Raw genomic sequence first — 15116 nt, 5'->3', positions numbered from 1 at the left:
GTTTAGAACGACCACTTGATGCCCACTCGGAACGCGCGTTCGATTTCGCTGAAGGTGCGTTGATTTTCGAACTCGATGTGCGTGGAGTCGAAAATGTTCTGCCCAGTCAGCGATAGCTCAAGCCGGTCGTTCGGTCGCCAGCCGAAGCGCAGGTCAACTGCCGTATAGGCCGGGATGTGTGGGGCCGGCAGCTCACCGACATGGCGAACGCTGGCATCGAGCTCCATCTGTCCCGGCAGCTCCCATGACGAGCGCAGGAGCCATTGCCGCTCGGGGTCGTTGCCGGCCGTGCGACCTCCAGCCGGAGCCGTGCTGTCGGCCTTGAGACGAAGATCCAGGTCGAGCAGCGTGCCCCCCGTGCTCAAGCGCCAGTGCTCCGTAACCTGCACGTTGGCCCATGCCTCCAGGCCGGTGCCGGTGCCTTCCAACTTGTTGCCGATGACGAAATCGCCGGTTGGACGGCGCTCGACGCTGCGCAGGTCGTCATAGTCGTGGTGGAACACGGTGACCGAATACGAGAACTTCGGGGATGGCTGGGAGCGGTAGCCAATCGCAAGTACGTTGGCGACTTCCGAACGGAACTCCGGTCCGCCCGTGAGCTTGATGCCGCCACCGGAAGCGAAGAAATCGCGATCGACGCGCGATGGCGTGCGCACTGCGCGCGTCAGTGCCATCCATGCAAGCTGCGACGGACTCGGTTTCCAGGCCAGTCGCAGCGTCGGCAGAACCTCCGTGCCGGTGTAGGAGTTATGTTCTACCCGAAGGCCGCCGATGAGCTTGAGCTGCTCGCCGCGTAGCGCGATTTCGTCCTGGGCGAATACGCTCGTCCAATACAGATCGCGGTCGGCGGGCAGGAACCCGATTGCGGGCGTGTTGATCACATGATCGATGGCGCCGCGATGGCTGATGCCCCAGGTCAAGGCGTGCCCTTCGACCCCGGCGACGTTGTGTTGGAACTCGACGTCGTAGATTTTGAGCCGCTCACGGATCGATCCGGGAATATCGCGGTCGCTCCGGTCGAAATAGGCCTGCAGCTGGACGCCGCTGCCGGACGCGAGCTGGTGGGTCCAGCGCGCAAGCAGGTTGGTCCCGAAGGTGCGCAAATCGTTGGGGAGGGCGGTATCCAGCGCGCCGCGATACGCAGCGCCCTGCAGGGTGAAGCCGGTCGCCGGCGTGCCCCAGTCGGCGCGAAAACCGACCTCGCCCCGGTCCCAACCATCGTGCTGGGTCGCGCCGTTAGCCCGCGATGTGGGGTCTCGCTCGAAGAATTTGCCGTAAATCCGGTATGAGGCAGCGCCGCCCGATGCGCCGAATCGTAACGCGTAGTTACGCTCGAGATTCCCGGCATTGACACTCGCGAGCCCGCCCTGCGTTTCCGACGAACGTCGAGTGATCACATTGATCACGCCATTGACGGCGTTGGCTCCCCACAGCGTCGCACCAGGGCCGCTGATCACCTCGATGCGTTCGACATCCTCCAGCATCACGTCGGGGACGTCCCAGAACACCCCGGAGAACAGCGGGGTGTACAGAATGCGCCCGTCCATCAGCACCTGCAGCTTGTTGCCCGAGCTATTGAAGCCGCGCGCACTGATCGCATACCCGTGGGAGCTGCTGCGAGCGACTTCGAGGTTGGGCGCCAGCCGCAATACTTCGGGAAGACTGGTCGCTCCCGAACGGCGTATGTCTTCGGCGGTGATCACGAAGATCGAAGCGGGGGCGTCCGAGAGCCGTTGAGCGCGCTTGGATACCGAGGTGATCTCGATGTTGCTGAGTTCTTCCAGGCTCAGATCGGCGAGGGTGTCAGTGGGGGGCTCTTGCGCAATCGCCGACGACATCGCGGCCAGCATGAGCACCATTGCGCAGCATTGCTTCCCTGACTTCCTGATAGGCCCTGTCATGATAGGTACCCCTTCCCCTAGGCCCTATAACCTGACCTTGCGGCCAAGTGTCCTAACCAGTACAGCCACCACTGGCACCGGTCAATCGATGCCAGGCCCCTCGAAATCCCGTCGATACCTACATCAACAACGAACTTGTGCTGGTTGCGCGGCCATGTTGACCCGCACCCTCCAGGGCGTCCGACAGGCGGTAAGTGCGAGCTGCCTCGTCGTGAGCTCATTCGTGATCGCTTGGAAGAGCCGAAAATCTCTCACGCGACCGAATGGGGGATACCAAAAGCGGTCATTCAACATCGGACGTCAGATGTCCGGTATCCATCTCTGCACTCGTTTGTTCGGCTGGCGATTCAATTGCCGCTTGCGATCCCGGCCGGTCGCTCCGTTCCGGTCCAGTACGTCTGCACAGCCGGACGCAAACCCCAACCACGCCCGGTCTTGCACAAGGCGTAACTGTTTGCGGATCAGGCGATCATGACATCCACGCCTTGTGCGCGGAACGCGTCCAGCATCTCCGGTGGCGCAGCGCCGTCGGTGATCAGGCGGTGCAGGCTGCGCGCCGGTGCGATCACCGACAGGCTGCGCCGTCCGAACTTGCTGGCGTCGGCGACGGCGATGACCTCGCGCGAAACCCGGATCATGAGTGCATTCAACTCCGCTTCCAGCGGCTCGGGTGTAGTGACGCCAACTTCGGGATCGAGGCCATCGACGCCGAGGAACAGTTTGTCCGCGGTCAATCCTGCCAGCGCCTGTTCCGCGTGCGGTCCGACCAGCGAATACGACATCGGTCGCAGTAGGCCGCCCAGCATCAATACGCGGATGTGTGCAGGTCCGGAGAGTTCCAGCGCGATGTTCAGTGCGTTGGTGATCACCGTCAGCGACTCCAGCTTGAGTCGCAGGATCTGCCTGGCGATTTCGGCGGTGGTGGTGCCGGAGTCGAGGATGATGGTTTCGCCGCTGCGGATCAGCTGGGCGGCCACCTTGGCGATGCGCACTTTTTGCGGCTGATGCTGCGCCGCCTTGATGCTCAAGGGCGCGTCCTGTACCGGGCCGACAACGTCCACAGGTATCGCACCGCCATGCGAGCGCACCAGGGCGCCGCTGCGCGCGAGGGTTTCCAGATCGCCGCGGATGGTGACCGTGGAAACTCCAAAACGCATGGCCAGTTCCTCGACCGTGGCGCGGCCGTGTTGCGTGACCAATCCGGCGATCTTGCGACGGCGCTCTTCAGTCAGCAGTCGGGGAGCGAGGGTCTTGGGGCGTGGCTTCATGCAGTGTCGCTGAGTGGTGGGAGCCCAAGCAGGTGTGCGGCGTTGTCGTGGTAGAGCTTTTTCAGGAGCGGTCCCTGCAGGCCCAGGCCATAGATCGACCAGCGTCCCTGCGGTGGTACTGGGGCTGGAGCGTAATCGAAGTACTCGTCTTCCGTCTCCAGGAAGCGGTAATAGATCTCGTACAGCGCGTCGCCGAATACCTGTTGCGGCGTTTCATCGCCGACCGGCGAGGGGATCGCATCGGTGCCGAAATGGATACGGTCCTGGTAGCGATCGAAGAACCGCCGCGCGGCGCGCGGCTGGCGGCCGAGTTCGCCGATGCGCGCGGCGATGTCGACTGATGTGTTCGGATAGTGGTCGAGCGTCGCCGACACGCCTTCGAGGTTCTCGGCATTGCTGACGTGCAGCAGCACGAACCGGGTGCGCGGATGGCGCGCGATTACGCGATCGCGCGCGGCCAGCAGTTCGGCGTTGCCGGGAAAGTCGCGGCCGTGGAACGACCAGTCCGGATGCGCACTGAGTTCGTCGAGGCGCTCGTTTTCGCGGTCGACCGGTTCGAAGAAGGCTTCCGGATCCGAAGTGTGGATGAACACCGGCAGGCCATGCGCCGCGCAGGCTTCCCACATCGGATCGAAACGGCGGTCGTCGACCTGGACCAGTACGCCGTCATCGATGCGCTCGCGCAGGTACAGGCCCAGCGTCTTGAGGATCTTCAAACCGGCGGCGCCGGCTTGCTTGGCGTGGCCGATGGCGTCGGCCTGCCGCTGCGGAAAGTCGGCTTCGAGCCAGTCGCCGTAGCTCGGCTCGGTGAGAGTGAGGAAGCGGCCGGGTGCGGCGCGGTCGAAGCGGCGGATCGATTCCTCGAGCCCGGCACCAACGCCGCCGGTGAGGTTGACCATCATCTGCACGCCCTTGCGATCCATCACCGGTAACAGGTCCGCGGCGTCCGCGAAGTACTGCATCTTTTCGCCGGTCGCGACGCCGTTGCGTACCGTGGCCGACCACGACAAGTGCGTGTGCAGGTCGATCACCGGGAAACGCGGGCGCTCGATCGGCGTGCGCGCGACGCGCAGCATGCTGCGTGGCCGGAACTCCTTCAGCAGCACATCGCCGTGTGCACGGCCGCCAGCTGTTGCACCGGTCACCGGATGCGGTGCCTGGGCATGGGTGGCACAGCCGGTGCGGAGCAGCAGGTCGCAGGTGCACATGGCGTGCTGCGCTCGTCAGCGCGGATACTTGGCCATGATCTTATGCACCGCGCGGCTTAGGGCCACCGCCCTGTCGAATTCGCGCAGCCACATGTTGCGACCGAACATCACGCCGGTCGCGCCGGACTGCATGTAGAACTCGACCTTGCGCAGCACGGCCTTGTCGTCGTCGTTCTTGGTGCCGCCGGAGAACAGCACCATGGTGCGACCGGCCGAGCGCACCACGCGTTGCGTGCGCTTGCCGGCGTCTTCCTTCAGCGTGCGATAGGGCGCTGGCGACTCGGTGCCATCGGCCTCGGGTTCATGCAGCTTGACGATGTCGGCGCCGAGTTCCAGTGCAACGCGCGCGGCGTAGTCCTGCGCGAACAGCGAATTCTTCCCACCCTTGGCATCGATGGCGCTGCCGCGCGGATACGACCAGAGCACCAGCGGCATGCCGTAGCGCTCGCAGTCCTGGCGGACCTGGCGGAAGTTGGCGAGCTCGTCATGCTGGCGCGGCGAGCCGACATAGATGGTGTAGCCGACGGCATCGGCGCCGAGACGCACGGCGTCTTCGACCGAAGCGAATGCCGGCGAAGTCGCCTCGCCATCGTTCGGGATGTTGGTCTTGCCGTTGAGCTTGAGGATCAATGGCACGCGGCCGGCGTAGTTGCGCATGTATTTCTCGGCCAGGCCGACGCCGAGCGCGATCGCCGAGTAGTTGCCCTCCAGGGCGAGGCGGAACTGGTAGTCGGGATCGACCGCCGGCGGATTCGGAAAGAAGTCGGTCGGGCCGTGTTCGAGGCCCTGGTCGAGCGGGAGCACCACCAGGCTGCCATTGCGCGGGCCGGAGCCGTAGAGCAATCGATGCAGGCGGGCGCGCTTGCCGTGGGGCAAAGCCAACCGGTCGAGTGTCGATGGAGCGGACAATGCCAGCGCTTGACTCTTACTTTTCATTTCGTTTACCGTTTCTATTACTTTCGAATGGTTTCATTCTTGAACGAGCCGATGAGTGCTGTCAATCCCGTGCCGACGACCGAAATCGAGCGACTGCTCACGCGGCCTTCGGCTGAACAAGAGGCACTCGGCTATGTTCATACGCTGCGCGAGATCGTCCAGCAACCAGCGACCTGGGTCGACACCGCTGCGCAAGTTTCGAAGGCGATCGAAAGTCACCAGCTGGCCTCGGCCTTCGACCCCGCGCTGCGCGGCATCGTACTGACCGGCTCCGGCAGCTCGCACTACATCGGTGAATCGCTGGCGCTCGGGCTGCAGGCGGCGTTGCATACCCCGGTGCAGGCCGTGCCTGCCGGCACCCTGCTCACCCACTGGCACAGTGCGATCCCGAACGATGCGCTGCTGGTGTCGTTCGCACGTTCCGGCGACAGTCCCGAAAGCGCAGGCGTGGTCGATGCCTTGCTGGCGCAGGCGCCCGACTGTCGCCATCTGTTCATTACCTGCAACGCCAACGGCCATCTCGCCACGCACTACAGGAATGAGCCACGCGTCACCGTGTTGCTGCTGGACGAGCGCACCAACGATCGCAGCCTGGTGATGACCAGCAGCTTCACCAACCTGATGCTGGCAGGCCGCGGCCTGGCCGCGCGCTCGGCACCGCACGCCTATCGGCAACGTGCCGGACTCGCAGCGGATCTCGCGACGCGCGTACTAGCCGAATACACCGACCCGCTTGCCGTTATCGCGCGTCGCGACTTCCACAACATCGCCTTCCTCGGCAGTGGCGTGCGCTTCGGCGCCGCCCGCGAGTCGGCGCTGAAGATGCTGGAGATGTCGGGCGGTCAGGTACAGACGCTGGCCGAAACGTTCCTGGGCTTGCGCCATGGTCCGATGTCGGCGCTGGATGCGCGTTCGCTGGTGGTCGCGTTCGTGTCCGCCGATCCTGCCGTGCGCGCCTACGAGTGCGACCTGTTGCGCGAACTCGCGCGCAAAGGCCTGGGCACGCACAAGGTACTGGTCGGCGCGGACCTGCCTGCGGACATGATTAACGACGTAGACGTCGTCGTCGATTTGCCAGGACTAGCCGCACTCGGCGACGAGGATGCACCGCTAATCGACGCCGTCGTCGGACAACTGCTGGCGTTCTTCCGCTGCCTCCAGCTCGGTTTCAAACCCGACGCGCCGTCGCAAGGCGTGCTGACACGCGTGGTCCAGGGTTTCGCGCTCCATGGTGGTGCGGCATGAAGCCAACCATCCTTGTTGTGGGCGAGATCAATGTCGATCTGATCTGCACCGGTTACCGCAGTTTCCCGGAGCCCGGCAAGGAAGTGCTGGTCGACGACTTCACCATGACGCTCGGCAGTTCATCCGCGATCTGCGCGATGGGCCTGGCACGCCTTGGCAACGCGGTGCGTTTCGTCGGCAAAGTGGGCGCCGACCCGTGGGGCGATTACTGCGTCGCAACGATGCGCGACGCCGGCATCGATGTTTCGCGCGTCGTTCGCGATCCAGCTATCAAGACCGGCGTCACCGTGTCGATTACCTCCCGGCGCGATCGCGCGCTGGTGTCCTACCTCGGTTCGATCGGCGCCTTGCGCGCCGAGGATGTCGATGGCCAAGCCCTCGACGGCGCCGATCACCTGCATATCTCCTCGTATTTCCTGCAGCAAGGACTGCGTGACAACTGTGGCGAACTGCTGGCGCGCGCAAGCGACGCCGGGCTGTCCACGTCGCTCGATCCCGGATTCGATCCCGCCGAGCGCTGGGAGCACGACTTGCTCGACGCCCTCGATGCGGTCGATCTGTTTTTCCCGAACGAGGTGGAGCTGCGCGCGATCACTGGCGAAGCCTCCATCCTCGACGGCCTGCGTCGCCTGCAGAACGGCCGCACCCGCACGATCGCAACGCTCGGCGCCGAAGGTTGCGCCACGCTCGACGGCGATGCGCTGCTGCAAGCGGTCTGTTACCCGATCGCCACGGTCGACAGTACCGGTGCCGGCGACTCGTTCAACGCCGGTTTCCTGCACGCCTGGCTGCGCAGGCAACCGATCGCCGATTGCCTGCGCTGGGGCGCTGCTTGCGGCAGCCTCTCTACGCGCGGTCTCGGCGGCACCTCGCGGCAAGCGAGTGTCGCCGAAGTCGAAGCATTGCTGGCTGCATCCGGCGGTTTACGGACATGATCACGGTCGCTGGCTTCAACACGTCGATCGACAAGCTCATCGAGCTCGACGCGTTGCGGCCCGGCCAAGTGCACCGTACCCGTGCCGTGCGGCCGTTCCCCGGTGGCAAGGGCCTGCATGTCGCCCAGACCATCGCGGCGCTGGGCGAACCGGTACGGCTGGTGGGCCTGATCGACGCCGCGCACCGCACGTGGTTCGAACAGGTGCTGCGGGAGCGCGGCGTCGAATTCCACGGTATCGAAGTCGACATGGTCCGCACCTGCCTTGCGCTGCACGAGGCCAACGGTCGCGTGACCGAAGTGCTGGAGCCCGGCCCGCAGCTAGATGCCGACACACGCGCTGAATTGCTCGAGACCTTCCATCGCCATGCCTTGCAATCGCAACTGGTGGTGTTGTCCGGCAGCCTGCCACCGGGCTGCGGCGACAGCACCTACGCCGAGCTTGTCCACGAATTGACGCGCAGTGGACCGCGATGCCTGGTCGATGGCAGTGGTGAGCCGATCCGGCGCGCCTTGGCAGCGCGGCCTTTCCTGATCAAGCCCAATCGCGATGAAGCCAGTGAACTGATCGGCGCATCGATCGACGGCCTGTCCGCCGCCGCGCATGCCACGCGCATGCTGAGCGAGGAAGGCGTGGAGTGGCCGGTGGTGTCGCTGGGCGCACAGGGTGTCGTCGCGGCCGATCACGACCGCGTGCTGCACGGCCATGTCGTTGTTCCCAATCCCATCAACGCGGTGGGTTCCGGCGATTGCCTGGTGGCCGGCATGGCTGTGGCCATCGCGCGTGGCGATCGCCTCGAATCCGCATTGCGGCTCGGCGTCGCCTGCGGCGCGGCCAATGTCATGTCGAACGAAACAGGCTGGGCACGCCGCGGCGATGTCGAGGCCCTGCTGCCGCGCGTCAACGTCACCGTCATGCGGTCATGGTGAGCGCGCTATCCATTTCCAGAATTACACGAGAACCCAAGCATGAACCGACGTGAATTCATTGCTACCGCCGCTGCAGGCGCCGCACTCGCGCTGCCGCTTGCCAGTCTCGGCAAAATCCGGAACAAGGGCGACAAGCTGCGCATCGGCATCATCGGCACCGGCGCGCGCGGGCAGGTGCACCTGGAGGAACTACTCAAGCGCGATGACGTCGTCGTGACCGCGATCTGCGACATCGAGCAGTACATGCTCGACAGAGCTCTGAAGCAGATCGCCGATGCCGGCAAGCCCAAGCCGCGGGTGTTCACCGGCAGCGGTCATGCCTACGAGCAGATGCTGGCGCGGGGCAAGCTCGATGGTGTGCATATCTGCACGCCGTGGGAATGGCATGCGCCCATGGCGATTGCGGCGATGCAGGAGAAGATCGCCGTCGGTTGCGAAGTGGTCGCCGGCATCACCCTCGACGATCACTGGAAAGTGTTGCGCACGCAACAGGAAACCGGCACGCCGTACATGCTGCTGGAGAACGTGTGCTACCGCCGCGACGTGATGGCGGTGATGAACATGGTGCGACGGGGCCTGTTCGGTGAACTGGTCCACCTACAGGGCGGCTACCAGCACGACCTGCGCGCGGTGAAGCTCAACGGCGGTACCCCGGACACGATGTACGGAGGTGGCTGCGAGTTCAACGCGCAGGGCTGGTCGGAATCGCGCTGGCGCACACAGCATGCGGTCGCGCGTAATGGCGAGTTGTACCCGAGCCATGGCATCGGCCCGATCGCGATGAACATCGATATCCATCGTGGCAACCGCTTCACCCGCATCGGCAGCTTTGCGACCAAAAGCCGCGGCCTGCGCAACCATATCGTCGACACCTGCGGCCCGGAGCATCCCAACGCCAAGGTCAGGTTCGCGCTCGGCGATGTCGTCACCACGCAGATCGCCTGCGAGAACGGCGAGACCATCCTGCTGCAGCACGACACCTCGCTGCCGCGGCCGTACTCGCTTGGCTTCCGCGTACAGGGCACCGAGGGACTGTGGATGGATGTCAACGAGTCGATCTACCTCGAGGGCAAGAGTCCCAAGCCGCACCAGTGGGAACCGGCGCAGCCGTGGCTGGACAAGTACGACCATCCGCTGTGGCAGAAGTACGCCAAGGCCGCGGAAGGTGCGGGCCACGGCGGCATGGACTTCTTCGTGGTGCACGCCTTCATCGAAGCGCTCAAGCGCAACGAGCCGATGCCGATCGACATCTATGATGCGGTGGCCTGGAGCGCGATCACCCCGTTGTCGGAACAATCGATCGCAGAAGGCAATAAAACCCTCGATTTTCCCGATTTCACCGATGGCAAGTGGGCCACGCGCAAGCCGATCTTCGCGCTGGATGATCGTTACTGAGTAACCATTTTCAGGGCAAAGAAAAGGCCCGGCATTGCCGGGCCTTTTGCTGTCACGCGGCAGGTGCGATCAGCGCTTCGGTGCGTAACGCAGGCTCAGGCCGTACTCGCGGCCGGGCTGGTTGTAGAACGCCACGGTTTCGTACTCGCGATCGAAGACGTTGCTCGCGCGCGCCTGCAGCGTCCATGCCGGGCTGAACGCGTACTCCAGGCGCAGGTCGACGGTGGCGTAACCGGGGAGGCGACGGGTGTTGGCGAGGTCGTCGTAGCGTTCGCCTTCGGCCATCCAGGTCAGGCCGGCGCGGAAATCGCCGAAGCCGCGATCGAGGTCGATGCGGGCGGTGTTGCGTGCGCGGCGCGGCAGCAGCTTGTCGTCGCTATAGTCCGAAGTGTTGCGTGGATCTACGTGGCTGAGCTGCGTGTTGAGGTTCCAGCCGGCCAGGGTCGCGCCGACCACGAGTTCGGCGCCGCGGATGCGGGCGCGTGCGATGTTCTGCGGCACGAAGTTGTCGTCCAGACCAATCAGGTTGTCGATGTCGGTCTGGTAGGCGTTGAGCTGCCAGTGCCACTGCGCCAGCTTCTGCGCCAAGCCGAGCTCGTAGCTCTCCGACTCTTCCGGAAGCAGCTTCGGATTGCTGGTCGGGAAACCGAAGAACGGGGGAAAATAGAGATCGTTGAACGTCGGTGCCGTGAACGCGGTGCCGGCATTCGCAGTGAGGCGCAGGCCGTGGCCGAAGTCGAAGCCCCAGCCGATGCCGCCGGTGGTGTGGCTGCCGAACTGCTCGTTGTCGTCGTGGCGCGCGCTGAGCTGGATGTCGTGCTGGCCGAAGCCGCCCTGGTACTGGGCGAAGCCGGCGCGGTTGTGGCGGCGGGTGATGTCGAAGTCGGTGTCGCTGTTGACGCGATCGCGCACCCAGTCGAAGCCGAGGGTGACCAACTGCTCTTTGCCGAAACCGAAATCACCTTGCAGCGAGGCGCTATCGCGGTCGCTGCCGAAGAAACCCTGGAAGGCGTCGTCGCTGTAGTTGTCGGAAGCATCGGTATTGCGGCCGGCGTTGAGTTGCAGACTGAAGCGCTCGGCCGCTTGCCAGCGCAGCTTGCCGCCGACGACCTGCTGGGTCGTGCGCGAGCTGTTGTAGAAGCCGTCGTAGTCGTTGTGCGCCACGGCGCGCAGGCCCTGCACTTCGGCGTCCAGCTGCTCGGTCAGGGCATAGCCGCCGCGCAGCGACACGGAGTTGTTCTCGTAGCCATCGAGATCCGGTTCATCAGTGAAACAGCCTGCGAAGATCGGGAAGCCGGCGCCGCGGCAGGCATTGATACCGTCGCTGGACTGGTGCGCGTAGTCGGCGCCGAACCAGCCGCGCTCGCCGCGACCGCCGAAGCCGCCGCTGACTTCGCGCAGGTTGTGGCTGCCGGTGCCAATGCGGAAGTGCGGCGCGTAGCCGGCCTGGTCGCGCTTGGTGAAGATCTGGATCACGCCGCCGATCGCTTCCGAACCGTAGAGGCTGGAGCGCGGGCCGCGCACGATCTCGATGCGATCGATCAGTTCGACCGGCAGGTCCTGGAACGCGACGAGGCCGGAGGTGGCCGAGCCGACGCGCACGCCGTCGATCAGCACCAGCGCATGGTTGGATTCGCTGCCGCGCAGGAACACGCTCGAGAGCTTGCCGAGGCCGCCCTGGTTGGCGATGTTGATCCCGGCGCGGCCGCGCAGCAGTTCCGGCAGCGAATGCGCCTGGCTGCGCTCGATCTCTTCGCGATCGATCACTTCGACGGCGGCCAGCGACTGGTCGACTGTGACTGCGGTACGGGTGCCGGTGACGACGACGGTATCGAGGTCGGTGGCGGTTTCGGGAGTGGTCGCCTGTGCAGCAGCGAGCGACGGCAAGGCCATGGCGATGGCCACGGCCAGGGAAGTACGGAACGACATCGATGTATCTCCAGCGCGCACGCCCGCGCGCATTGCGGTTTCGGATGAAGTCGCGGGAGAAGGCATTGCGCGCGGGTGCCGGCACGCCGGCGTAGCCGCCGCGATGCCCTCCGCATCGCAACCAGTAGATCCGAGGCCGGTCTCCGGGCTTGCGAGTGGATGCGGCTTCCCAATGGAGCCGACTCCGGCCGCGGCGCCTTCCCGTGCGATGCACAGTGGCGGATGCGTTGGCTTGACTCGCTTACCGTTGCGGGGGCAGCGCCGGACTGGAATTCGTCTGCTGGACGAAGGCGTCACCGGCTTCCCGTTTCAACCCGTGGGCGGACGCCGCCGGGTCACCTCGAAGCGCGGGAAGTGTAACAAAGCGGCGCGCGGCAGCAGAAATGCCGGCACGTCATGAGTGCAGGGAGGTCAGTCGTCGCCCGCGGGATCGTCGAACAACTGGAAAGCCGGCGCGGCTTCTTCTTCGTGCATCGTGGTCGTCACTGGCGACGCAGCCGGCCGGTGACGGGGCGGCGGCAGCAACGCGGTAGCGGCCTCGGCGGCATGGACCAACTCAGCCCGTCGTTCGTCCGGGACTTGTTGCCAATGGCAGTCGAGCAAGGCGCCTTCCAGCGCGTACAGCAGGTTGAGGCTGGGTTTGAAGCCGGCCCGCTTGACCCGCATGAAGGCCTCGACCGCGCCCACCGCTTCGATGTCGGCGCGCGAGCGCAAGCCCACCTGGCGCAACCAGGCCGCGCTCTTCGGGCCGATGTTGCGTAGCTTCTCGCCGCTCATGCGAGCGACTCCACGAACGCCTGCGCCAAGGCTTCGAGACCGCGCTGGTCGTCGGCGTCGAATCGATCCGGGATGGGACTGTCGAGATCCAGCACGCCCAGCAAGCCTCCGTCACGCAACAGGGGAACCACCACTTCAGAGCGCGAAGCCACATCGCAGGCGATATGGCCCGGGAATGCATGGACATCGGCCACGCGCTGGGTCTGTCGCGTGGAGGCCGCCGCGCCGCAGACGCCCTTGTCGAGCGGAATGCGTACGCATGCTGGTAATCCCTGAAACGGACCGACGACCAATTCCCGGCCATCGTAGAAATAAAAACCCACCCAGTTGAGCTGCGGCAGTGCGTGGTAGACCAGCGCCGACAGGTTGGCGGCGTTGGCGATGCGGTCGCGTTCGCCAGCGAACAGCGCCCTCGCCTGGGCCAGCAGTTGCGCATATTGCTCCGGCTTGCTGCCGGTGAGGACGGAGGCGGCGAATGTCATCGATCGAGTGTAGCAGCGGTGCATGCGGGCATTACCATGCACCCTCCGGGCGAGGAGTACGCATGGCTATGAATGCGCTGTCGAGCGATGCACCATCGTTCGATTCACTCCCGTCAGAGCACGGATTCCGCCTGCGTGGTCAGCAGGTCACGCGGCTCGAAACCTTCGTCGCGGCGTTCGCCTTGTCGCCGGCATCTGCGCCATGACTTCCAGCGTCTACATCACCGGCACCGATACCGGCGTTGGCAAGACAGTCGCGAGTTGTGCGCTGTTGCATGCGCTACGCGCACGGGGTCTGCGCGCGGCAGGCATGAAACCCGTTGCCAGTGGTTGCGAATACAGCGATGGCGCGTGGCGCAATGCCGATGCGCTGGCGTTGCAGGCTGCGAGTGATCCACAGCCTGCGTATGCCGACCTCAATCCTTATGCGTTGCCGCAGCCACTGGCGCCGGAACTGGCGGCGCAGCAGGCCGGCATCAGCATCGAACTCGAACCGCTGCAGGCGGCCTATCGTCGACTTGCTGCGCAAAGCGATGCAGTGGTGGTGGAAGGCGTCGGTGGTTGGGCCGCGCCGCTGTCGGCGACGCTCGACCAAGCCGACCTGGTGCATGCGCTCGCGTTGCCGGTGGTGATTGTCGTGGGGCTGCGGTTGGGCTGTCTCAATCACGCCTATCTAACAGCGCGTGCGATATCAGCCGATGGCTGCCAACTGGTCGGCTGGATCGCCTCCACGATCGATCCCGACATGGCGCAGGCCGACGCGAACTTCGAGTTGCTCCGCGCGCGCTTGCCGGCACCTTGCTGGGGCCGGCTGCCGCATCGCGCGGGGCCCGATCCTGTGGAGTTGGCCCGTTTCCTGCAAGTTCCGGGCTGAGCAAAGCCCACGACTTCCGGCACGGGTGCCATCAGCGGGCAATGCTAGACTGAGCAGTATAGGAATGAATCCCCCATGAGGTTGCGCATGCGCCGTACTCTGGTTTTGTTGACCCTGTCCGCGGCGATCGCGCTTGCCGCGACCGCCTGTTCGAAGGGAGGCGAGGCCGGCGGCGCGCAAGCCGGTGGACCGCCGGGTGGCGAAATGCCGCCGATGCCGGTCGAAGCCGTCACCTTGAAAGCGGAACCACTGGCTGCCGGCGTGCAGACCGTCGGCAGCCTGCGTGCCGACGAATCCGTGGTGGTGCGTCCTGAAGTCGGCGGCCGCATCGTCCGCATCCATTTCACCGAAGGTGGCCGCGTTGCCGCGGGGCAACCCCTGTTCACGCTCGATGGCAGCGTGGCCCAGGCAGCGCTCAACGAAGCGACGGCGAACCTCGAGAACAGTCGCCGCGCCGTCGCACGTGCCGGCCAACTCGCCGAACAGAAGCTGATCGCGGCATCGGACTACGACAAGGCCAAGGCCGCGTTCGGCGTCGACCAGGCCCGCGCCGCTTCGGCGCGCACAGCCCTGTCGAAGATGACCCTATCGGCACCGTTCTCCGGCCAGATCGGCCTGCGCGAAGTCAGCGTCGGCGATTTCGTCAGCGTCGGCCAGGATCTGGTCACGCTGGTGCGGCTGGATCCGATCGAAGTCGACTTCAGCGTGCCCGAGAACGTGCTGTCGCAGCTGAAGAACGGACAGAAGATCAGCATCACCGTCGATGCTTTCCCCAAGGATGTGTTCGGCGGCGAAGTAGTGGCGATCGATCCGGTGATCGATCCCAACAGCCGCAGCGCCAAGCTGCGCGCGCAGATCGCCAATCACGATTTCCGCTTGCGTCCCGGCCAGTTCGCGCAATTGCAACTCGACACGGGCGGTAACCGCACCGATGCACTGCTGGTGCCGGAACAGGCGTTGATGCAGGACGGCAACACGCGTTACGTCTACACGGTGGTCGACGGCAAGGCGCATCGCGTCGAGATCAAGACCGGCGTGCGCGTGCCGGGCAAGGTGCAGGTCATCGAGGGTTTGAAGGCTGGTGATGTGGTGATCACCGCCGGGCAGACCAAGCCGATCATGCATGAGGGCCTCGGCGTGCAACCGCTGCCATCCGGAGGAGCGCAGGCACCTCCGGGTGCACCGCAGGCAGGTCAACAGCCGGCGAAGAAACCCGCGACGAAGCAGGACAGCTAAG

14 protein-coding genes and 1 riboswitch are annotated in these 15116 nt (G+C 65.0%); of the genes, 7 read left to right on the top strand and 7 right to left on the bottom strand.

The genetic code is table 11. From position 1 onward, the window contains the following. Positions 1 to 2: 2 nt before the first annotated feature. From MO486_RS10530 to MO486_RS10515, 4 genes are all read right to left on the bottom strand, one after another. Complete coding sequence (locus MO486_RS10530) at positions 3 to 1850, bottom strand: TonB-dependent receptor (RefSeq protein ID WP_242907254.1); 1848 nt, start codon at positions 1848 to 1850, stop codon at positions 3 to 5. 512 nt (positions 1851 to 2362) lie between these two features. Further along, a complete protein-coding gene (gene agaR / locus MO486_RS10525) occupies positions 2363 to 3169 on the bottom strand; it encodes a transcriptional repressor AgaR (protein ID WP_242907252.1) in 807 nt (268 codons plus the stop codon). Then, positions 3166 to 4377, bottom strand: coding sequence for an amidohydrolase family protein (locus MO486_RS10520; protein WP_242907250.1), 1212 nt, complete (start codon positions 4375 to 4377; stop codon positions 3166 to 3168). The genes agaR and MO486_RS10520 overlap by 4 nt, the downstream gene beginning before the upstream one ends. A 15-nt stretch (positions 4378 to 4392) precedes the next feature. Next, entirely contained in the window at positions 4393 to 5313 is a 921-nt protein-coding gene (locus MO486_RS10515; protein WP_242907248.1) for a fructose-bisphosphate aldolase, read from the bottom strand. A 51-nt stretch (positions 5314 to 5364) separates the two neighbouring features. Between MO486_RS10515 and MO486_RS10510 the strand changes: the two genes are divergently transcribed. The 4 genes from MO486_RS10510 to MO486_RS10495 are packed head-to-tail and all read left to right on the top strand — an operon-like array spanning position 5365 to position 9817. Beyond that, entirely contained in the window at positions 5365 to 6558 is a 1194-nt protein-coding gene (locus MO486_RS10510; RefSeq protein ID WP_242907242.1) for an SIS domain-containing protein, read from the top strand. After that, a complete protein-coding gene (locus MO486_RS10505; RefSeq protein WP_242907240.1) occupies positions 6555 to 7493 on the top strand; it encodes a carbohydrate kinase family protein in 939 nt (312 codons plus the stop codon). Before MO486_RS10510 ends, MO486_RS10505 begins: the two co-directional genes overlap by 4 nt. Then, positions 7490 to 8422: a 1-phosphofructokinase family hexose kinase gene (locus tag MO486_RS10500; protein WP_242907238.1), complete on the top strand. Its 933-nt coding sequence runs from the start codon at positions 7490 to 7492 to the stop codon at positions 8420 to 8422. The genes MO486_RS10505 and MO486_RS10500 overlap by 4 nt, the downstream gene beginning before the upstream one ends. 39 nt (positions 8423 to 8461) lie before the next feature. Next, positions 8462 to 9817, top strand: a complete 1356-nt coding sequence (locus tag MO486_RS10495) for a Gfo/Idh/MocA family oxidoreductase (RefSeq protein WP_242907236.1) — start codon at positions 8462 to 8464, stop codon at positions 9815 to 9817. 69 nt (positions 9818 to 9886) lie between these two features. On the opposite strand, the gene btuB is transcribed toward MO486_RS10495, so the two are convergent. The 3 genes from btuB to MO486_RS10480 form a co-directional block, all read right to left on the bottom strand. Next, positions 9887 to 11746, bottom strand: coding sequence for a TonB-dependent vitamin B12 receptor (gene btuB, locus MO486_RS10490; RefSeq protein WP_242907233.1), 1860 nt, complete (start codon positions 11744 to 11746; stop codon positions 9887 to 9889). A gap of 116 nt (positions 11747 to 11862) precedes the next feature. After that, a riboswitch (cobalamin riboswitch) is annotated at positions 11863 to 12104 on the bottom strand. Positions 12105 to 12157: 53 nt separating this feature from the next. Next, on the bottom strand, positions 12158 to 12523 hold the full coding sequence (locus MO486_RS10485) for a TfoX/Sxy family protein (protein WP_242907231.1): 366 nt from the start codon (positions 12521 to 12523) through the stop codon (positions 12158 to 12160). After that, positions 12520 to 13005 (bottom strand): GAF domain-containing protein, encoded by a 486-nt coding sequence (locus MO486_RS10480; RefSeq protein ID WP_242907229.1) that lies wholly within the window; start codon positions 13003 to 13005, stop codon positions 12520 to 12522. The genes MO486_RS10485 and MO486_RS10480 overlap by 4 nt, the downstream gene beginning before the upstream one ends. 62 nt (positions 13006 to 13067) lie before the next feature. Here MO486_RS10480 and MO486_RS10475 point away from each other — a divergent pair, with 62 nt between their 5' ends. The 3 genes from MO486_RS10475 to MO486_RS10465 all read left to right on the top strand — a co-directional run bounded on the left by MO486_RS10475 (position 13068) and on the right by MO486_RS10465 (position 15115). Next, positions 13068 to 13211 (top strand): hypothetical protein, encoded by a 144-nt coding sequence (locus MO486_RS10475; protein ID WP_242907227.1) that lies wholly within the window; start codon positions 13068 to 13070, stop codon positions 13209 to 13211. Beyond that, positions 13208 to 13879, top strand: a complete 672-nt coding sequence (bioD, locus tag MO486_RS10470) for a dethiobiotin synthase (RefSeq protein ID WP_242907199.1) — start codon at positions 13208 to 13210, stop codon at positions 13877 to 13879. Before MO486_RS10475 ends, bioD begins: the two co-directional genes overlap by 4 nt. Positions 13880 to 13966: 87 nt before the next feature. After that, a complete protein-coding gene (locus MO486_RS10465) occupies positions 13967 to 15115 on the top strand; it encodes an efflux RND transporter periplasmic adaptor subunit (RefSeq protein ID WP_242907197.1) in 1149 nt (382 codons plus the stop codon). The last annotated feature ends 1 nt before the right edge of the window (position 15116 follow it).

The sequence above is a fragment of the Lysobacter sp. CFH 32150 genome (assembly GCF_022758295.1).
In the GTDB taxonomy this organism is placed as follows: domain Bacteria; phylum Pseudomonadota; class Gammaproteobacteria; order Xanthomonadales; family Xanthomonadaceae; genus CFH-32150.
The sequence above is the reverse complement of the archived record's forward strand: the minus strand, read 5'-3'. Positions and strand labels throughout refer to the sequence as shown.

What these genes read in the sequence shown, in the direction of transcription:
- MO486_RS10530 (WP_242907254.1), bottom strand. Translation starts at nt 1,850, where the DNA reads ATGCTGGCCGCGATGTCGTCGGCGATTGCGCAAGAGCCCCCCACTGAC.
- agaR (WP_242907252.1), bottom strand. Translation starts at nt 3,169, where the DNA reads ATGAAGCCACGCCCCAAGACCCTCGCTCCCCGACTGCTGACTGAAGAG.
- MO486_RS10520 (WP_242907250.1), bottom strand. Translation starts at nt 4,377, where the DNA reads ATGTGCACCTGCGACCTGCTGCTCCGCACCGGCTGTGCCACCCATGCC.
- MO486_RS10515 (WP_242907248.1), bottom strand. Translation starts at nt 5,313, where the DNA reads ATGAAAAGTAAGAGTCAAGCGCTGGCATTGTCCGCTCCATCGACACTC.
- MO486_RS10510 (WP_242907242.1), top strand. Translation starts at nt 5,365, where the DNA reads ATGAGTGCTGTCAATCCCGTGCCGACGACCGAAATCGAGCGACTGCTC.
- MO486_RS10505 (WP_242907240.1), top strand. Translation starts at nt 6,555, where the DNA reads ATGAAGCCAACCATCCTTGTTGTGGGCGAGATCAATGTCGATCTGATC.
- MO486_RS10500 (WP_242907238.1), top strand. Translation starts at nt 7,490, where the DNA reads ATGATCACGGTCGCTGGCTTCAACACGTCGATCGACAAGCTCATCGAG.
- MO486_RS10495 (WP_242907236.1), top strand. Translation starts at nt 8,462, where the DNA reads ATGAACCGACGTGAATTCATTGCTACCGCCGCTGCAGGCGCCGCACTC.
- btuB (WP_242907233.1), bottom strand. Translation starts at nt 11,746, where the DNA reads ATGTCGTTCCGTACTTCCCTGGCCGTGGCCATCGCCATGGCCTTGCCG.
- MO486_RS10485 (WP_242907231.1), bottom strand. Translation starts at nt 12,523, where the DNA reads ATGAGCGGCGAGAAGCTACGCAACATCGGCCCGAAGAGCGCGGCCTGG.
- MO486_RS10480 (WP_242907229.1), bottom strand. Translation starts at nt 13,005, where the DNA reads ATGACATTCGCCGCCTCCGTCCTCACCGGCAGCAAGCCGGAGCAATAT.
- MO486_RS10475 (WP_242907227.1), top strand. Translation starts at nt 13,068, where the DNA reads ATGGCTATGAATGCGCTGTCGAGCGATGCACCATCGTTCGATTCACTC.
- bioD (WP_242907199.1), top strand. Translation starts at nt 13,208, where the DNA reads ATGACTTCCAGCGTCTACATCACCGGCACCGATACCGGCGTTGGCAAG.
- MO486_RS10465 (WP_242907197.1), top strand. Translation starts at nt 13,967, where the DNA reads ATGCGCCGTACTCTGGTTTTGTTGACCCTGTCCGCGGCGATCGCGCTT.